The following is a 17506-nucleotide window of genomic DNA, read 5'->3' on the forward strand; positions in this document are numbered from 1 at the left end:
AGGGTCTTTTCTTTTTTGCCCAGTCTTTTGCACCCAATATTCCACAATGTGGAATATTACGTGTTTCAGTCCTCGAGAACTATTTTACACATACTATTAATTGGTTCGGTTAAGGGGAGTAAATTCCAACACGCTTGACTTACATGTTCTGCTATGGTTTGATTAATGTTATACTTTTCGTGTCTTACTATACTGGAGGCTGTGGTAATGTTTATTTGGTCTAACATTTTTCGTGGTATCGCCATGGGAGTTACCGAACTTGTTCCTGGCGTTAGTGGTAGCACTGTTGCCATGTTCATGGGAGTATACGAACGTCTATTACAAGCACTAAACGATTTAACGACAAGGAACTGGAAACGCGCGCTAGGCTTTCTCATTCCACTTGGTCTTGGCATGGGTTGTGCCTTGCTACTGTTCAGTCATCTTATCACATACCTAGGTAAGTATCACAAAATGCCGTTATTTTATCTCTTTGTCGGTCTTATTCTCGGTATCTTGCCGTTTTTATGGCGATCAAGTCACATACAAACAAACAAATCATTCCGCCTCTTTCATTTGATGCTGATCTTTCTTTCCTTCACATTAGTGGCGTTATTACGCTTGTTACACGATCCAACGGCCAGTATGGAACAAACCGGAAGTGTTGAACACACTGCAAATATGCTGACCAATCTCAGTTTCTCCACATACTTATTTTTGTTCGCAGCTGGCTGGATCGCGAGCACTGCCCTCGTTCTTCCTGGTGTCAGTGGCGCCTTAATGATGATAATACTTGGTGCATACGATACAGCCACTATCGCCCTTAAGTCTTTTCACATTCCTGTCATTTTCACCATTGGCCTTGGCGTTTGCGCGGGTATTTTCATTACGAGTCGCGTCATTCGCTTCTTTTTTAACACCTATACCCAAGTGACGTATGCAGTGATGCTCGGTCTTGTTGCCGGCTCAATCGTCCTAATTTTCCCTGTAGGCATGCCATATTCATTTTTATACGGCGTCATTTGTATCCTCTCCCTTTTCGCTGGGTTTATGACCGCGATCACATTCGGGAAAGTTGAACGGACATAGACCGTAGGAACATACGCATGTGATAGTGAAGTAGTTTTCTTGTACACTCACTTAAAAGAAACGTTTGTAAAAAACATTTGGGCGACACAAAGACTAGCACTAGCAATATCTTTTTGTCCCCCTTGGCACATCCCTACTGCTTGGCAACGGCACTATGCCTCCTTAGGGCTCTTTAAGCCCTTACAAGCCCAAACAGCCATCCTGCCGTTAATACCTACATTATTGATAGCTCCCGCTTAAAAAACGCCAAGTCCTTGCCTTATTTGGGCAAATGCTATGAATCGTGTAGGTGGAAAAATACACCACTCATTTATTACGTAGTATAATAGTGGGTGGTGTATTTTATATCTTTATATGTGTCAGACGTCCAGATTTTTACCAAAATTTTTTTACATAAAATCGACATTTTTTGATACTTTCCCCAGTTGTAAGCCGTTTCATATACAATAAAGGTGTACCATAATGAATGGAGGTTTTGCAGATGAAATCTACGAGCTGTATGATTTTTTGTTGATGTATGCATTTTGTTATTGATCTACTGGTTTAACATTTAGGAGGGATTTTTTATGAAAAAATGGCTGTTATCGGCGATCATGCTTAGCACTTCACTCGTAGTTGTTGCATGTGGTGGTGAGAGTGACAAAGTGAGCAAAGAATCGAGCGGTGAAAATGCAGAAGACACTGAGCAACTCGTGATCATGGGCACAACAGATGTTCATGCCCATATGATGCCCTACGATTATATGGTGGATGAAGTGGATGACTCTTTTGGTTTGGCGAAAGCACATACGCTAGTTGAAGAAATTCGTAATGAACATGAGCATACACTTTTATTAGATAACGGGGATATGATCCAAGGGAGTGTATTAGGAGAGGTTCTCTCTAGTGTTAATCCGGTCAACGCGGACGAGCCGCATGACATTATGGATGCGATGAACCTCATGAAGTACGATACGGCAGCGCTAGGAAATCATGAGTTTAATTTTGGGCTGACGTACTTAGATGATACGATTGCGAAAACGAAATTCCCGTGGTTAAGTGCAAACGTTTACAATGAAGGGACAGATGAATTGCGTTATGACCCTTATACGATCATTGAAAAAGAAATCGGTGGGGAAACTTTGCGTATCGGTGTGATCGGATTTGTGCCACCACAAATTATGACGTGGGATGCTGTGCATTTAGAAGGGAACATTTATGTTGAGGAAATTATTGATTCAGCTGAAAAGTACATTCCCAAAATGAAGAAAGAAGGCGCTGATCTTGTTGTTGCGCTCTCTCATTCGGGCATTGATCCAAATGATGAGGCAAGTGAAAATGCTGCATATCAGCTATCTCAAGTAGAAGGCATTGATGCGATGATTCTTGGTCATCAGCATTATGTGTTCCCCGGATCAGATGACTTCACTGACATTGATGGGGTTGATGTAGAGAAGGGAACCGTCAACGGTGTACCGGCGGTCATGCCCGGGTCTTGGGGTAACCACTTAGGTGTGATTGAACTCGACCTTCGTCATAAAGACGGCGCATGGGAAGTCGTTTCGTTTGATAGCAAAGTGAAAGAAACGGCGAAGTATGATCCACATCCTGATATGGTGGCACTTGTTAAGGAAACGCATGAGGCGGCGGTAGCGTATGTCAATCGTCCTGTCGGGGAAGTAGAGAATGATTTGAACACGTTTTTCTCTCGCATCATGGATAACGAGGTCGTTCAATTAGTGAATGAAGCACAATTAGATTACATGAAGCGCAATTTTGCTGGAACAGAATATGAAGAGATGCCAATGCTATCAGCTGCTGCGCCTTTCCGAGCCGGACGTGGTGGGGATTATACAGACGTTGGGGCTGGTGAAATCGCGATTCGTGATGTCAACGATATTTATGTCTATCCTAACACGCTGCATGTCGTCAAGGTAAATGGTATGGCGCTTCAAAAATGGTTAGAGCGTTCTGCAGAAAACTTCTTACAAATTGATCCAGCTTCTTCTGAAGAGCAACCTTTGATCGATACTGATTTTGCCAGCTTTAATTTTGATACCATTGAGGGCGTAGCATACAAAATTGACGTGACAAAGCCTGTTGGAGAACGTATCGTTGATCTGACATATGAAGGAAAAGAAGTAACAGCAGAGGATGAATTCCTCGTGGCAACAAATAATTACCGCGCAGGTGGAGGGGGAGACCACCTGGAGGATGTAGCAACGGTGCTCGCTTCCACAGATGAGAACCGCGAAGTAATTATTGACTATATCCGAAATTACGATGGCGTATTAAATGTGGAAGCATCAAACAATTGGTCAATCGTTCCTTTTGAGACGGACGCAAAAATTGTATTTGAAACGGATATCGCTGGAGAAAGTTTGGCGGATCAAACAGCAAACGTTGCTTTTGTCGAATTGCTTGAGGACACGACAGGTCGCTTCCAGTTTCATCCGCTTGTACAATAGCAGAGTTCTTTTTGTTTTTGTAAGTTGAATAAAAGAAGTGGCGTGAGAGGGCGAACAGTTTAGAATATAAACGTTCGCTTTCTCTTTGCTTTTGGATCACATGAGACTGATGAAAAGACTCTCGAGTTCTATATACATTTTGTCGATGGCATTTGTTTCGTTTGGCTAATATTGGTGGGTAATATCTGTTAAAATCCGGTGATGCTATCGAAAAGGAGATGGTGTTGATGGACGAGCATTTTTTACATTTAAAGGAAACATTGTTGGCACGAGCGGAGACGTTAACAGCACGTTTGGCTGAGCCAAATTCGCATGATACAGGAGAACTTTCGCATTATGATAATCACCCTGCTGATACAGCAACAGCATCCTTTGAATATGACAGAGACGCGGTGTTACACAAGCAAGTGGAGGATGAGCTCCATGAAGTGAGACGTGCGTTAGCAAAGTTTGCAGACGGCACATACGGTATATGTGAGAAAACGGGGGAAATGATTCCGTATGAACGTCTTGAAGCGTATCCTACCGCAAGAACAGTCGCTGCTTACCGTAGTAAAGCGAATCATGTTGTCCCACAAGTCGGTACATTGACGAACAACTATTTTGCTGAAGACCGTGAATTCGACGCATATGAGCGTGTGAGTCATTTTAATGATCGAAGAGAGACTGAGGAAGAAGGCGCAGAAATTGGTGAGCGCTTAGCAACAGGGATGACTGGTTTTCATGGATCAGAAAGGGTTGTTGATGAGTCTCGCGACAACGCACGGACTTATCCAGAACCAGATTAAAGATAACCAGCTTGTTTCCCTACGCATTTTGCAGAGCGACTTTCGGAGAAATATGTGTTACACTATGGATACATCTTAATTGTGTAAGGGGGCGGGCGTGCTTGGCTTACGTCATCGCATTGGTAATCATCGCACTGGATCAGTGGACAAAATGGCTTGTTGTCACGCACATGGAGATTGGTGAGAGAGTTCCAGTTCTCGGTCATGTGCTTTCTTTGTATTCTCATCGAAATGATGGGGCGGCGTTTGGAATTTTATCGGGACAAATGTGGTTTTTTTATATTGTGACAGTGGGCGTAATTGGTGTCATTATTTATTTAATTCAAACGGAAGCAAAATCAAAGCGATTGCTAAAAATTGCGCTAGGTCTCGTACTAGGAGGCGCAATTGGTAATTTTATTGATCGTCTATTAGCAGGGGAAGTGGTGGATTTTATTGACACATTCGGCAACTTTCCGATCTTTAATATTGCTGATGCTTCACTATCTGTCGGTGTAGGTTTATTTTTACTTCAGATCTTAATGGATACATGGAAAGAAAAAAGGGGAACAAGTCAATGACGTTTTCGTGGACAGTAACAGAAGAACAACATGAGGAACGAATTGATCGCTTGTTGGTGACCTTGGTTGAAGATGTTTCACGAACATCTGTGCAACGTTGGATTCACGATGGGGCAGTGAAAGTGAACGGTCAGATGATCAAACCAAATTATAAAGTACAAATAGATGATCACATTGATTTTGCTTTTCCAAAAGCATCAGAAACAGTGATTGAATCTGAGGACATCCCGCTTGATATTGTTTATGAAGATGAAGATGTCATGGTTGTGAACAAACCTCGCGGCATGGTTGTGCATCCTGCGCCTGGACACCGAAGTGGCACACTTGTCAATGCGTTGCTTTACCATTGTCGGCATTTACCGAGTATGGATGAGCATGTGCGTCCTGGATTGGTACATCGGATTGATAAAGACACATCGGGCTTGTTAATGGTTGCGAAAAATGAGTTTGCGCACGCGCATTTATCAGCGCAGTTGAAAGACAAAACGACGGAACGATTGTACAAGACCATAGTTCACGGCGTCATTCCTCATGCAAAAGGAACAATTGATGCGCCAATCGGTCGTGACCAACGTGACCGACAAAAAATGACGGTGACGCATGTGAATAGTAAAAATGCAGTGACGCATTTTACGCTCGACGAGACGTTTGCGCATTATAGCTATGTATCATGTCAATTAGAGACAGGTCGCACCCATCAAATTCGGGTTCACTTTGCGTATATTGGTCATCCAGTCGCGGGAGATGCGAAGTATGGTCGTAAAAAAACGTTACCGATTGACGGACAAGCACTTCATGCAGAGATTCTCGGTTTTTCTCATCCTCGAACTGGAGAAGCGCTACGTTTCTTTGCGCCTATCCCAGAGGATATGCATACGCTGTTGCAGCAGTTGCGCGAAAAAGCTTGACAAGCAATGTGAAGTTTGCGATACTAGATGAAATGAATAGGATCCTTTAAATACAGTCCTGTGAGGCTGGGAAGGTAACGGCTAGGTAGCTGTGTCATTGTGCTGCCTAAAATTTCCTTGTCCTCATGACGGACAAGGGAATTTTTATTTTCTACGTGTATCCGGAACAGGAGGTTTAGCAAATGTCGAGAGTAATATTAGATGCAGATGCGATTCGACGCGCAGTGACGCGGATGTCTCATGAGGTGATTGAACGAAACAAAGGGACAGAAAACATTGTATTGGTTGGGATAAAAACACGTGGCATTTATTTAGCAAGACGCATTGCGCAGCGGATTGAAGAAATTGAAGGGGCTGCGGTGCCAGTTGGGGAAATTGATATTACACTTTACCGTGATGATTTAACGATGAAAACAGCAACACATGAGCCAATATTACAAGGAAGTCATATTCCTGGTAAAATTGATGGAAAAACGATTATTTTGGTCGATGATGTGTTGTATACAGGTCGAACGGTACGTGCTGCTTTAGATGCATTAATGGATATTGGCAGACCAGCAGCCATTCAACTAGCTGTATTGGTGGATCGTGGTCATAGAGAACTACCGATTCGTCCAGATTATGTCGGAAAAAATGTGCCGACCGCTCGTCAAGAGAGAATCGCAGCGAACGTCAATGAGGTTGACGCACTTGACGCAGTAATAATTGAATAACTCCTCTTTAAATCGAGTCCAGTGAGGCTAACAAGAGGAACGGTGTGGCTCATTTTGGCTGCCCTTGTTCTCACGTGCCTCCTGTACTTACAGGGGGTATTTTATATGGCAAATATAAAGGAGTATACCAATGAGACAATCACGTTCAATGCGATTAGGAATTCGTGAAATTCCTAATCTGCAACAATGGTTATTTTTCAGTTTACAACATTTATGTGCCATGGTTGGCGCGACAGTCCTTGTTCCGATACTCATTGGCATGAGCCCTGCAACAGCGCTGTTATCGAGTGGACTTGGAACACTTGCTTTTTTACTTGTGACACAAGGGCGTGTTCCTGCTTACTTAGGTTCTTCGTTTGCATTTATTTATCCAATCATTGCAGCGCAAGAGATTGGCGGACCAGAAGGGGCGATGATCGGGAGCTTTTTTGCCGGTGTCGTTTATGGCGGTGTGGCAATTGCGATCAAGTTCTTCGGCGCACGCTGGTTGTTAAAAGTGTTGCCGCCAGTCGTTGTTGGACCGATTATTATTGTCATTGGATTAGGACTTGCAACAACAGCCGTAGGAAATGCAATGTATATGCCGGGAACCGACCAATACAGCTTAACGCATGTGATGGTGGCTGCGGTCACATTAGGGGTGGCGATCATTGCCGCTGCGTACTTCAAAGGTTTTTTAAACTTAATTCCTGTTTTACTTGGACTAGTGGCGGGTTACTTCGTTGCGCTATGGCAAGGTTTGATTGATTTACAACCAGTTCGAGAAGCAAGCTGGTTTGCCGTACCCGATTTAATGATTCCTTACATCACCTATTTACCGAGTTTTAACTGGACCATTATCGTCCTAATTGCACCGGTGGCACTTGTGACATTGGCCGAACATATGGGTCAGTTAATGGTGTTGAGCAAAGTGGCAGGGCGCAACTTTTTAGAAAAGCCAGGGATGCATCGCACTGTATTCGGTGATGGACTAGCAACGATGATTGCGGCAATGATTGGAGGACCACCGAATACAACATATGGTGAAAATGTTGCGGTTGTAGCAATCACACGGGTGTTTAGCGTGTTTATCATCGCAGGAGCGGCGTTGTTCGCCATTGGCTTCTCTTTTAGCGGAAAAGTTGCCGCAGTCATTTCTTCGATTCCACCGGCGGTGATTGGTGGCATGTCAATCTTACTATTTGGTGTTATTGCTACGGCAGGCTTACGGATGCTCATTGATAACCGGGTTGATTTCGGGGAGAAGCGAAATATGATTATTGCTGCTGTCATTCTTGTCATTGGCATTGGCGGTGCAACGGTTCGCTTCACCACACATTTTGAGCTCTCTGGCATGTCGCTTGCGGCTGTCGTTGGTTTATGTTTGCATGCAGTATTGCCAAATCGCAAGGCGAGCTATGGGAAAGAAACGATGTTTGATTCTCAAATGAACACAAAACGAATATAGGAGGCAGCGATGAAAAAAGACCTGTTAGCACTTAGCGAATTAACACGCCATGAGATTGAATCCCTTTTAAACGAAGCAGAGGCATTTGCTAACGGAGAGTCGTGGCACGTCGCAAAGCAAACGTTTGTCGCCAATTTGTTTTTTGAACCGAGTACGCGCACATCATGCAGTTTTGAAATCGCGGAGAAAAAAGTAGGGGTAGATACATTAAATATTTCTGTCGCGCATTCAAGTGTGCAAAAGGGCGAGTCTCTTTATGACACTGCTCGAACGTTAGCATCACTCGGGGTGGCAGCACTTGTCATTCGTCACCCAAAGGACCGCTTTTATGAGCAGTTAAAAGGGATTGAGATCCCCATTTTAAATGCCGGTGATGGCTGTGGTAATCATCCGACCCAGTCGTTACTTGATTTACTGACAATCAAGCAACAATTTGGTTCATTCCGTCGGCTGCGTGTGGTCATCGTTGGGGACTTGCTTCATAGTCGGGTAGCACGTTCTAATGCGGATGTGTTGAAAAGGCTTGGTGCAGATGTGTATGTGAGCGGTCCGCAATCATGGATGGGCACTTTTGTACATGATTTTCCATATGTGACAATGGATGAAGCAGTGAAGGAAGCGGATGTGCTCATGCTTTTACGGGTGCAGCACGAACGGCATGACGGGCAAGAAGCGTTTTCAAAAGAAACTTATCATATGTTACACGGGTTAACCGTGGCGCGAGAAAAGCAAATGAAGCACGATAGCATTATTATGCATCCTGCACCTGTCAATCGCGATGTGGAAATCGCAGGAACACTTGTCGAGTGTGAACGTTCCCGTATATTCAAACAAAGTGAGAATGGTGTATTTGTAAGAATGGCCGCGTTAAAGCGCGCACTGTGTAATGAAGCAGCTGAATAAAGAGAGGAGCGGTTCAAGGTGGTCATAAAAATATCAGGCGGTTTTACGTTAGATGAGAATGGACAGAAACAAGTAAAGAATGTTTACGTGAAAGACGGTGAAATCACGTACAAATTGAACGAGGCAGATGAAACATTTGATGCTACAGGGATGGTGGTAAGTCCCGGATTTGTGGATGTGCACGTTCATTTACGGGAGCCAGGTGGGGAAAAGAAAGAGACGATTGAAACAGGAACAAAAGCGGCTGCTCGTGGTGGGTTCACGACGTTGGCGTCAATGCCTAATACGCGCCCGGTGCCAGATTCGGTTTCTCACATGGTCGATTTACAAGAAAGAATCAAGCGCGCTGCACATGTACGCGTATTGCCATACGCAGCCATTACTACACGGCAATTAGGAGTAGAGTTAACCGACTTTGCTGGTTTAAAAGAGGCTGGGGCATTTGCTTTCACGGATGACGGTGTTGGGGTGCAATCGGCCGGGATGATGTTAAAAGCCATGAAACAAGCAGCGGCTTTAAACATGGCTGTTGTCGCTCATTGTGAAGACAATACACTCATTCAAGGAGGGGCTGTGCACGAAGGACGCTATGCCGCATCTCATGGCTTACCTGGTATTCCGTCTGTTTGTGAAGCGGTGCATATTGCCCGAGATGTGTTGTTGGCAGAGGCGGCAGGCGTGCATTACCATGTATGTCATGTGTCAACGAAAGAATCCGTGCGTGTGATTCGCGATGCGAAGCGAGCAGGCATTCATGTGACTGCTGAAGTGACGCCACACCATTTGCTTTTATGTGAAGAGGATATTGTTGGGATGGATACAAACTATAAAATGAACCCTCCTTTACGTAGCGCTAAGGATCGTGAAGCATTAATTGAGGGGCTCTTGGACGGGACGATTGACTTTATTGCGACAGACCACGCTCCGCATACAGCAGAGGAGAAAGCGACGACAATCGCGCGCGCGCCGTTTGGAATTGTTGGCTTGGAGACAGCTTTTCCATTGTTGCATACGCATTTTGTTCAGACGGGCAAGTGGACCTTGAAACAACTCATTGATTGGTTAACGGTGAAACCAGCAAAAACATTTGGTTTGCCATATGGCACGTTAAATGAAGGTGCACCTGCAGACCTTGTCATTTTAGATACGAACGCACAAGAAACGATTGACCGAGAAACGTTTTTTTCAAAGGGAAAAAACACACCGTTTCATGGCTGGCAATGTACAGGTGTTCCAACTGCTACCTTCGTGGGTGGTAAAAAGGTTTTCCAAAAGGAGCGAACAACCAATGAATAAACAACTTGTGCTGGAAGACGGCACCGTCTTCAAAGGAGAAGGTTTCGGGGCAGATGTAAGCTTAAGTGGAGAAGTCGTCTTTAATACAGGAATGACCGGTTATCAAGAGATTTTATCTGATCCATCTTACTGTGATCAGATTGTGACGTTAACGTACCCACTCATTGGTAATTACGGCATTAACCGTGATGACTTTGAGTCGCTTGCACCGATGATTTCAGGTGTGATTGTCAGAGAAGTAGAGCATGAGCCTAGTCATTGGAGAAAGCAAGAATCCCTGCATGACTTACTCGTTGCAAAAAACATCCCCGGTCTCGCTGGCATTGACACTCGTATGTTGACACGAAAAATTCGTATGCACGGGACAGTGCGCGGCCGCATATGCGATCTGACAGTAGACACGACAGAAGTGGCACGCATGTTACGAGAAGAGACGCCACGCCGAGATCAAGTTGCGCGTGCTTCTGCAAAGACCCCTTATCATGTTCCTGGAAAAGGCAAGCGGGTTGCGCTCATTGATTGTGGCATGAAGCATGGTATTTTACAATCACTCATTGAACGTCACTGCGATGTCATTGTCGTGCCATACAACACGCCAGCAGAAGATATTTTACGCCTACGTGCCGATGGTGTTTTAGTTTCTAATGGACCGGGGGATCCGACGGATATACCGGAAACAATTGAGACGATCAAGGCATTGCTTGGAAAACTTCCTCTGTTTGGGATTTGTCTAGGGCATCAATTGCTTGCTCTTGCATGTGGCGCAACGACAAGTAAACTGTCATTTGGACATCGTGGATCGAATCATCCGGTCCGGCAGTTAGCTTCGGGACAAATTGAGATTACTTCGCAAAACCATGGTTATACCGTTGATGTTCATTCTTTAATGGAGACAAACTTGGAAGTAACCCATGTAGACGTAAATGATGGCACGATTGAGGGGCTTACCCATAAGTCTGCTTCAGCATTTAGCATACAGTATCATCCAGAAGCAGCACCTGGACCACATGATGCGGGTTATTTGTTTGATGAGTTTCTTCAACTTATGGTGCAACATGTTGAGACAAGACGAGAGGAAGTGGAACGTATATGCCAAAGCGCACAGATGTAAAAAAGATTTTAGTCATTGGGTCTGGTCCGATTGTCATTGGACAAGCAGCGGAATTTGATTATGCCGGTACACAAGCATGCCAAGCGTTAAAAGAAGAAGGATATGAAGTGATCTTAATGAATTCAAATCCAGCAACAATTATGACAGATACGACAATGGCCGATCGTGTGTATATTGAACCATTGACCCTTGAATTTGTCAGTCGCATCATTCGGAAAGAACGACCTGATGGGTTATTACCAACATTAGGTGGGCAAACAGGTTTAAATTTGGCGCTTGAGCTTCACAGAGAAGGAGTGCTTGATGTCTACGAGGTAGAATTACTTGGCACAAAACTAAGTGCGATTGAACAAGCTGAAGACCGCGAGCAGTTTCGGGCATTGATGCATGAACTCGGAGAACCTGTTCCGGAGAGTGAGATCGTTCATACATTGACAGAGGCAACACATTTTGCCAAACAGATTGGTTATCCGGTCATTATTCGCCCAGCATACACACTCGGGGGTACAGGCGGTGGTATTGCATATGACGAGGAGTCACTGGAAGAAATCGTCACGAGCGGCCTGAAATATAGCCCTGTCACGCAATGTTTAATTGAGCGTAGCATCGCTGGGTTTAAAGAAATTGAATATGAAGTCATGCGTGATGCGCAAAATGAAGCGATTGTTGTATGTAATATGGAAAACTTTGATCCAGTCGGTGTCCACACGGGCGATTCAATTGTGTTTGCGCCAAGCCAAACGTTATCAGATAAAGATTATCAAATGTTACGAGATGCTTCATTAAATATTATTCGTGCACTTGGCATCGAAGGTGGCTGTAATGTCCAATTTGCGCTTGATCCTGATAGTGATGCGTACTATATCATCGAAGTAAATCCGCGTGTTAGCCGCTCGTCAGCGCTAGCGTCCAAAGCAACAGGCTATCCAATTGCGAAAATGGCAGCGAAAATTGCCGTCGGTTATCATCTAGATGAGCTGAAAAATCCTGTCACGGAGACGACGTATGCGTGTTTTGAACCTGCTTTAGACTATGTCGTGACCAAAATTCCACGTTGGCCTTTTGATAAATTTGAGTCCGCAAACCGAAAGTTAGGTACGCAAATGAAAGCGACAGGTGAGGTGATGGCAATTGGTCGTTCACTTGAGGAGTCACTTTTAAAAGCAGTTCGTTCCCTAGAAGCTGGTTATGATCATGTATTGGATGAAGCGCTCGAAGAACAAAGTCGCGAAGCATTGTTAGAAAAAGTTTCTCATGCTGATGATGAACGTTTGTTTGCAATTGCTTCTTTACTAAGGAAAGAAGTGTCGATAGATGAAATTTGGCAAGCAACAAAAATTGATCGCTTCTTTTTACAAAAACTAGCGCGTATCGTTGCCCTTGAGCCTTATGTGGTGGAAGCAAAGGAAGATTTAAGCTTGTTATATCGCTTAAAGCGGATGGGTTTTTCAGATGCGCATATAAGTCGTGTATGGCAAATAGAAGAGCAGATGGTATATGAAACGAGAAAAAAAGCAGGGATCGTGTCTGTTTATAAAATGGTGGATACATGTGCAGCTGAGTTCGCTTCGCCGACAGCGTATTTTTATAGTACGTATGAGCAGGAGAATGAGTCTATCCGGACGGAAAAAGAGAGCATCCTCGTCCTTGGTTCTGGACCGATCCGGATTGGGCAAGGAATTGAGTTTGACTACGCGACTGTGCATACGGTATGGGCGATTAAAGAAGCGGGCTATGAAGCCATTATTATGAACAACAATCCAGAGACAGTTTCAACAGACTTCTCAACATCAGACAAGTTGTATTTTGAACCGTTAACAGTAGAAGATGTGATGAATGTTGTCGATTGTGAACGGCCAAAAGGGGTGATGGTTCAGTTCGGTGGTCAAACTGCGATTAATTTAGCGGATGAATTAGCGCGTCGCGGGGTCAAGATTATCGGGACAGCCCTTGAAGACATGGATCGCGCAGAAGACCGTGACAAGTTTGAACAAACATTGCTTGCACTTGATATTCCCCAACCTCCAGGGAAGACAGCGACATCTGTTGATGGCGCTGTGACGATTGCCCGGGAAATTGGTTATCCTGTGCTCGTTCGCCCTTCGTATGTCCTTGGTGGGCGTGCAATGGAAATTGTGTACCATGAGGAAGAGTTGTTGCGTTACATGCAAACAGCGGTGAAAGTAAACCCGAAGCATCCTGTGCTCGTTGACCGCTATTTGACAGGAAAAGAGTTAGAAGTGGATGCAATTAGTGACGGAAAAGATGTATACATCCCTGGGATGATGGAACATATTGAACGTGCTGGTGTCCATTCCGGTGATTCGATTGCCGTTTATCCTCCACAAACTGTGCCAGCTCATTTGAAAGAACGCATCATTGAACGAACGACCCGGATAGCACAAGGACTCAACATTATTGGCTTACTCAACATCCAATTTGTATGGCATCAAGATGAAATTTATGTGCTTGAAGTGAATCCACGTTCAAGCCGAACGGTGCCGTTTTTAAGCAAGATTACCGGTGTGCCAATGGCTGGGTTAGCGACACATGTCATGTTAGGAGCGAGTTTGCAAAGCCTTGGTTACGGTTCTGGTTATCATCCAGAAGCCAAAGAAGTATCGGTAAAAGTGCCAGTGTTTTCGTTTGCCAAATTACGCCGTGTTGATATTTCTCTCGGTCCTGAAATGAAGTCAACTGGGGAAGTGATGGGGCGTGATCAAACGCTCGAAAAAGCATTGTACAAAGGGTTAATTGCGGCAGGAATGAAGATTCCTACTCACGGGTCGGTGCTGTTTACAGTTGCGGACAAAGACAAAGAAGAAGCCCTCGATCTTGCGCGTCGTTTTCATACCATTGGTTATCACTTAATGGCGACAGCTGGTACGGCACGGACGCTTGAAGCAGCCGGTATTTCTGTGCAAACCGTGAACAAAATTAACGAAGGGAAACCCCACTTATTAGACACGATCCGGAGTGGCGAGGCGCATTTTGTCATTAATACACTAACACGCGGAAAACAACCTGCCCGCGATGGTTTCCGTATTCGTCGTGAGTCTGTCGAAAACGGTGTCGTTTGCTTGACGTCCATTGATACAGCGGCGGCATTGTTAAGTGTACTTGAATCAATCACATTTTCTTCAGAGAGCATTCCTTTACTCTCAAATGCACATGGAAGCCAATAATCGGTCAGGAAAATGGGGAGGGCAATGATATGAGGAAGCAATGTGAACTAACCATTGTGTCGCAACAGAAGATTGCAAAAGACAGCTATGAGCTTATTCTATCAGGTGAGCTTGTTAGGCAAATGACGACACCAGGGCAATTTTTACATGTGCGGATAGACGGTGCGAACGACTTGTTGCTCCGTCGCCCGCTCAGCATTGCCCATGTCGATCAGTCATGTCAGGAAGTAACCCTCATTTATCGTGCCAGTGGTGATGGGACGAGGCGTTTATCAGGAAAATTCATTGGTACGCGTGTAGATGTACTCGGTCCACTCGGACGTGGTTTCCCTGTAGAAGAAGCGAAGCAAGGAGAGACGGCGCTCCTTGTTGGCGGCGGGATTGGGGTGCCTCCCCTTTATTACTTAGCACAACAGCTTGTTGCCCAAGGCGTACGTGTACATGCGGTGTTAGGATTTGCAAGCGAGGAGGATGTTTTTTATGAAGAAAAGTTTCGTGTGCTCGGGGAAACGTGGGTGACAACGGTCGATGGCAGCTATGGAATGAAAGGGTTTGTGACTGCAGCCATTGATGAGGCGGGTCTTGACTTCGATGTACTCTACTCATGTGGACCGACTCCGATGCTACAAACATTGACAGAACGTTATGTTGGTAGACGTGCGTTTATTTCATTAGAAGAGCGTATGGGCTGCGGGATTGGTGCATGTTTTGCCTGTGTTTGTCCACTCGTAAGTGGAGAAGCGCACGAGTATCGGAAAATTTGCACCGACGGCCCGGTGTTTCCAGTTGGGGAGGTGTTGTTATGAGCGAGCGGTTGCGTGTCACGTTACCAGGATTGGAAATGAAAAATCCGATAATGCCTGCATCAGGTTGCTTCGGATTCGGGAAAGAATACGGGGAATTTTATGACCTCAACGTTCTTGGTGCCATTGCGTTAAAAGCAACGACGCCCGAACCACGGTTTGGAAATGAAACACCGCGAGTGGCAGAGACGAAAGCAGGAATGTTAAACGCCATTGGACTACAAAATCCTGGAATAGAAGGTGTAATCTATAAGGAACTCCCTCGGTTTGAAGATAAAACGGTGCCCTTGGTCGCCAATATTGCTGGGGCAACAGTGGACGAGTATATCGAAGTAGCAGCTCAATTATCAAAGCAAGAAAAGATTTCTGCACTAGAACTAAACATTTCTTGCCCAAATGTGAAGCAAGGTGGGATTGCATTTGGAACAGATCCGCTCGTCGCGGCTGAGCTCACAAAAGAAGTGAAAGCTGTTTCTGCGGTTCCGGTATATGTCAAATTGTCCCCAAACGTGACGGACATTGTGTCAATGGCACAAGCAGTAGAACAAGCAGGGGCAGATGGTTTGGCCATGATTAACACGCTACAAGGAATGCGCATTGACACGCGCACACGAAAGCCAATTTTAGCAAATCAATATGGGGGCTTGTCAGGACCAGCCATCAAACCGGTGGCGATTCGGATGATCCACCAAGTGAGTCAAGTCGTATCAATTCCAATTATTGGTATGGGTGGCATTCAAACGGTGGACGATGTGATTGAGTTTTTATTAGCAGGTGCCAGCGCCGTGGCAGTTGGAACGGTAAATTTTGTGGATCCGTACATTTGTCCAAAACTCATTGAAACACTCCCGGCAGCATTAGATGAGATCGGTGTGCGTCACGTCACTGAACTAATAGGGGGGAGCTTGCAATGAATCAGCTAGATCGACCGTTTTTTCTCGCCTTAGACTTTGCCACACGAGAAGAGAGGCAACAATGCCTGGCAAGATTTGCTGATATGCCATTAGACGTGAAGGTTGGGATGGCGCTTTTTTATCAAGTAGGGCCAACAATGATTTCTGAATTGAAAACATCTGGACATCGTATTTTTCTTGATTTGAAGTTACATGATATCCCAAATACGGTTGGACAGACGATGAAAGTGTTAGCGTCGTTAGGTGTTGACGTTGTCAACGTTCATGCGGCTGGTGGCAAGAAGATGATGGAAGCGGCACGAGAGGGACTAGAGGCAGGAACGCCATCGGGGCAATCACGTCCAAAAATTATTGCTGTAACACAGTTAACGAGTACCGATGAAATCATGTTAGAAAAGGAACTGTTGCTACGCGATCCGCTTCCATCCGTCGTACAATCGTATGCACAGCTTGCACAAGAAAGCGGATTAGACGGTGTCGTATGTTCAGCAGAAGAAGTGCCACTTATTCATGAAGCATGCGGACAATCATTTTTAACTGTCACCCCAGGGATTAGAAGACTTGTTGATGAAAAAGGCGACCAAAGGCGTGTTGTTACCCCAGAGCGAGCGCGGTCACTTGGAAGTTGGGCGATTGTTGTTGGACGCAGTGTCACAAAGGCCGTTGATCCACTGGTTGTTTATCAAGAAATGAAACGGGATTGGGAAGGAAGTAGAGAAAATGAGTGAACAAATTGCACAACATTTATTAGATATTGGCGCAGTGAGCTTGTCCCCGTCAGCACCATTTACATGGAGCTCGGGACTAAAGTCTCCCATTTATTGTGATAATCGCCTCACATTATCTTACCCGCATGTTCGTACGGAAATTGCCCATGGATTAGCAAATCTTGTCCGTACGCATGCACCGGATGCCGATGTCATTGCCGGGACAGCAACTGCAGGTATTCCGCATGCCGCACTTGTTAGTGATCTTTTAGGGCTACCAATGATTTACGTACGTGGCAGTGCAAAAGGGCATGGGAAGAAAAACTTGATTGAAGGTGAACTACATGAGAATGAGAACGTTGTTGTCATTGAAGATTTAATTTCAACAGGCGGGAGCGCACTTGCCGCAGTGGAAGCAATTCGCGCTGCCGGTGGCAATCCACTTCTTGTTGCGGCAATCTTTTCATATGAATTACCTAAAGCAACAGAAGCGTTTCAAGTGACCAATGTCCCGTTTCAAGTGTTAACAAATTACCCGACGCTTGTGCAAGTGGCAAAAAGTCGTGGTATGATTACGACAAGTGAGCAAGAGAAATTGGCCACTTGGCGAAAGAACCCAGCAGACGAGTCATGGCTAACCTAGAAGTCGGAAGAAT

At 45.0% G+C, this 17506-nt stretch carries 15 protein-coding genes; all 15 read left to right on the forward strand.

Annotation, left to right across the window (positions count from 1 at the left end; translation table 11 throughout):
• Positions 1-207: 207 nt before the first annotated feature.
• The 15 genes from BLT29_RS09095 to pyrE all read left to right on the forward strand — a co-directional run bounded on the left by BLT29_RS09095 (position 208) and on the right by pyrE (position 17493).
• Entirely contained in the window at positions 208-1068 is an 861-nt protein-coding gene (locus tag BLT29_RS09095; RefSeq protein WP_090776017.1) for a DUF368 domain-containing protein, read from the forward strand.
• Positions 1069-1634: 566 nt separating this feature from the next.
• Entirely contained in the window at positions 1635-3515 is a 1881-nt protein-coding gene (locus tag BLT29_RS09100; RefSeq protein ID WP_090776018.1) for a bifunctional 2',3'-cyclic-nucleotide 2'-phosphodiesterase/3'-nucleotidase, read from the forward strand.
• A gap of 227 nt (positions 3516-3742) precedes the next feature.
• On the forward strand, positions 3743-4303 hold the full coding sequence (locus BLT29_RS09105) for a TraR/DksA C4-type zinc finger protein (protein WP_245701198.1): 561 nt from the start codon (positions 3743-3745) through the stop codon (positions 4301-4303).
• A 101-nt stretch (positions 4304-4404) separates the two neighbouring features.
• The gene (gene lspA / locus BLT29_RS09110) at positions 4405-4863 is read left to right on the forward strand and encodes a signal peptidase II (RefSeq protein ID WP_090776020.1); all 459 of its coding nucleotides are present in this window, start codon (positions 4405-4407) and stop codon (positions 4861-4863) included.
• Positions 4860-5771 (forward strand): RluA family pseudouridine synthase, encoded by a 912-nt coding sequence (locus BLT29_RS09115; RefSeq protein ID WP_090776021.1) that lies wholly within the window; start codon positions 4860-4862, stop codon positions 5769-5771. Before lspA ends, BLT29_RS09115 begins: the two co-directional genes overlap by 4 nt.
• A 182-nt stretch (positions 5772-5953) precedes the next feature.
• Positions 5954-6484 (forward strand): bifunctional pyr operon transcriptional regulator/uracil phosphoribosyltransferase PyrR, encoded by a 531-nt coding sequence (gene pyrR, locus BLT29_RS09120; RefSeq protein ID WP_090776022.1) that lies wholly within the window; start codon positions 5954-5956, stop codon positions 6482-6484.
• 130 nt (positions 6485-6614) lie between these two features.
• Complete coding sequence (locus tag BLT29_RS09125) at positions 6615-7931, forward strand: solute carrier family 23 protein (protein WP_090776023.1); 1317 nt, start codon at positions 6615-6617, stop codon at positions 7929-7931.
• Between the two features lie 9 nt (positions 7932-7940).
• A complete protein-coding gene (locus BLT29_RS09130) occupies positions 7941-8834 on the forward strand; it encodes an aspartate carbamoyltransferase catalytic subunit (protein WP_090776024.1) in 894 nt (297 codons plus the stop codon).
• 18 nt (positions 8835-8852) lie between these two features.
• The gene (gene pyrC / locus BLT29_RS09135; RefSeq protein ID WP_090776025.1) at positions 8853-10130 is read left to right on the forward strand and encodes a dihydroorotase; all 1278 of its coding nucleotides are present in this window, start codon (positions 8853-8855) and stop codon (positions 10128-10130) included.
• Entirely contained in the window at positions 10123-11241 is a 1119-nt protein-coding gene (locus BLT29_RS09140; RefSeq protein ID WP_090776026.1) for a carbamoyl phosphate synthase small subunit, read from the forward strand. Before pyrC ends, BLT29_RS09140 begins: the two co-directional genes overlap by 8 nt.
• Positions 11220-14426 carry a carbamoyl-phosphate synthase large subunit gene (gene carB, locus BLT29_RS09145; RefSeq protein ID WP_090776027.1) on the forward strand — a complete coding sequence of 1069 codons (3207 nt, stop codon included), beginning with the start codon at positions 11220-11222 and terminating at the stop codon, positions 14424-14426. The genes BLT29_RS09140 and carB overlap by 22 nt, the downstream gene beginning before the upstream one ends.
• A gap of 29 nt (positions 14427-14455) precedes the next feature.
• On the forward strand, positions 14456-15232 hold the full coding sequence (locus BLT29_RS09150) for a dihydroorotate dehydrogenase electron transfer subunit (RefSeq protein WP_090776028.1): 777 nt from the start codon (positions 14456-14458) through the stop codon (positions 15230-15232).
• A complete protein-coding gene (locus BLT29_RS09155) occupies positions 15229-16143 on the forward strand; it encodes a dihydroorotate dehydrogenase (RefSeq protein ID WP_090776029.1) in 915 nt (304 codons plus the stop codon). The genes BLT29_RS09150 and BLT29_RS09155 overlap by 4 nt, the downstream gene beginning before the upstream one ends.
• Positions 16140-16871 carry an orotidine-5'-phosphate decarboxylase gene (gene pyrF, locus BLT29_RS09160; RefSeq protein ID WP_090776030.1) on the forward strand — a complete coding sequence of 244 codons (732 nt, stop codon included), beginning with the start codon at positions 16140-16142 and terminating at the stop codon, positions 16869-16871. Before BLT29_RS09155 ends, pyrF begins: the two co-directional genes overlap by 4 nt.
• Positions 16864-17493 carry an orotate phosphoribosyltransferase gene (gene pyrE / locus BLT29_RS09165; RefSeq protein ID WP_090776031.1) on the forward strand — a complete coding sequence of 210 codons (630 nt, stop codon included), beginning with the start codon at positions 16864-16866 and terminating at the stop codon, positions 17491-17493. The genes pyrF and pyrE overlap by 8 nt, the downstream gene beginning before the upstream one ends.
• Positions 17494-17506 lie beyond the last annotated feature (13 nt).

Source organism: Shouchella lonarensis (genome assembly GCF_900096965.1).
Taxonomy (GTDB): domain Bacteria; phylum Bacillota; class Bacilli; order Bacillales; family Bacillaceae_D; genus Shouchella; species Shouchella lonarensis.

What these genes read in the sequence shown, in the direction of transcription:
- BLT29_RS09095 (WP_090776017.1), top strand. Translation starts at nt 208, where the DNA reads ATGTTTATTTGGTCTAACATTTTTCGTGGTATCGCCATGGGAGTTACC.
- BLT29_RS09100 (WP_090776018.1), top strand. Translation starts at nt 1,635, where the DNA reads ATGAAAAAATGGCTGTTATCGGCGATCATGCTTAGCACTTCACTCGTA.
- BLT29_RS09105 (WP_245701198.1), top strand. Translation starts at nt 3,743, where the DNA reads ATGGACGAGCATTTTTTACATTTAAAGGAAACATTGTTGGCACGAGCG.
- BLT29_RS09115 (WP_090776021.1), top strand. Translation starts at nt 4,860, where the DNA reads ATGACGTTTTCGTGGACAGTAACAGAAGAACAACATGAGGAACGAATT.
- pyrR (WP_090776022.1), top strand. Translation starts at nt 5,954, where the DNA reads ATGTCGAGAGTAATATTAGATGCAGATGCGATTCGACGCGCAGTGACG.
- BLT29_RS09125 (WP_090776023.1), top strand. Translation starts at nt 6,615, where the DNA reads ATGAGACAATCACGTTCAATGCGATTAGGAATTCGTGAAATTCCTAAT.
- BLT29_RS09130 (WP_090776024.1), top strand. Translation starts at nt 7,941, where the DNA reads ATGAAAAAAGACCTGTTAGCACTTAGCGAATTAACACGCCATGAGATT.
- BLT29_RS09140 (WP_090776026.1), top strand. Translation starts at nt 10,123, where the DNA reads ATGAATAAACAACTTGTGCTGGAAGACGGCACCGTCTTCAAAGGAGAA.
- carB (WP_090776027.1), top strand. Translation starts at nt 11,220, where the DNA reads ATGCCAAAGCGCACAGATGTAAAAAAGATTTTAGTCATTGGGTCTGGT.
- BLT29_RS09150 (WP_090776028.1), top strand. Translation starts at nt 14,456, where the DNA reads ATGAGGAAGCAATGTGAACTAACCATTGTGTCGCAACAGAAGATTGCA.
- BLT29_RS09155 (WP_090776029.1), top strand. Translation starts at nt 15,229, where the DNA reads ATGAGCGAGCGGTTGCGTGTCACGTTACCAGGATTGGAAATGAAAAAT.
- pyrF (WP_090776030.1), top strand. Translation starts at nt 16,140, where the DNA reads ATGAATCAGCTAGATCGACCGTTTTTTCTCGCCTTAGACTTTGCCACA.
- pyrE (WP_090776031.1), top strand. Translation starts at nt 16,864, where the DNA reads ATGAGTGAACAAATTGCACAACATTTATTAGATATTGGCGCAGTGAGC.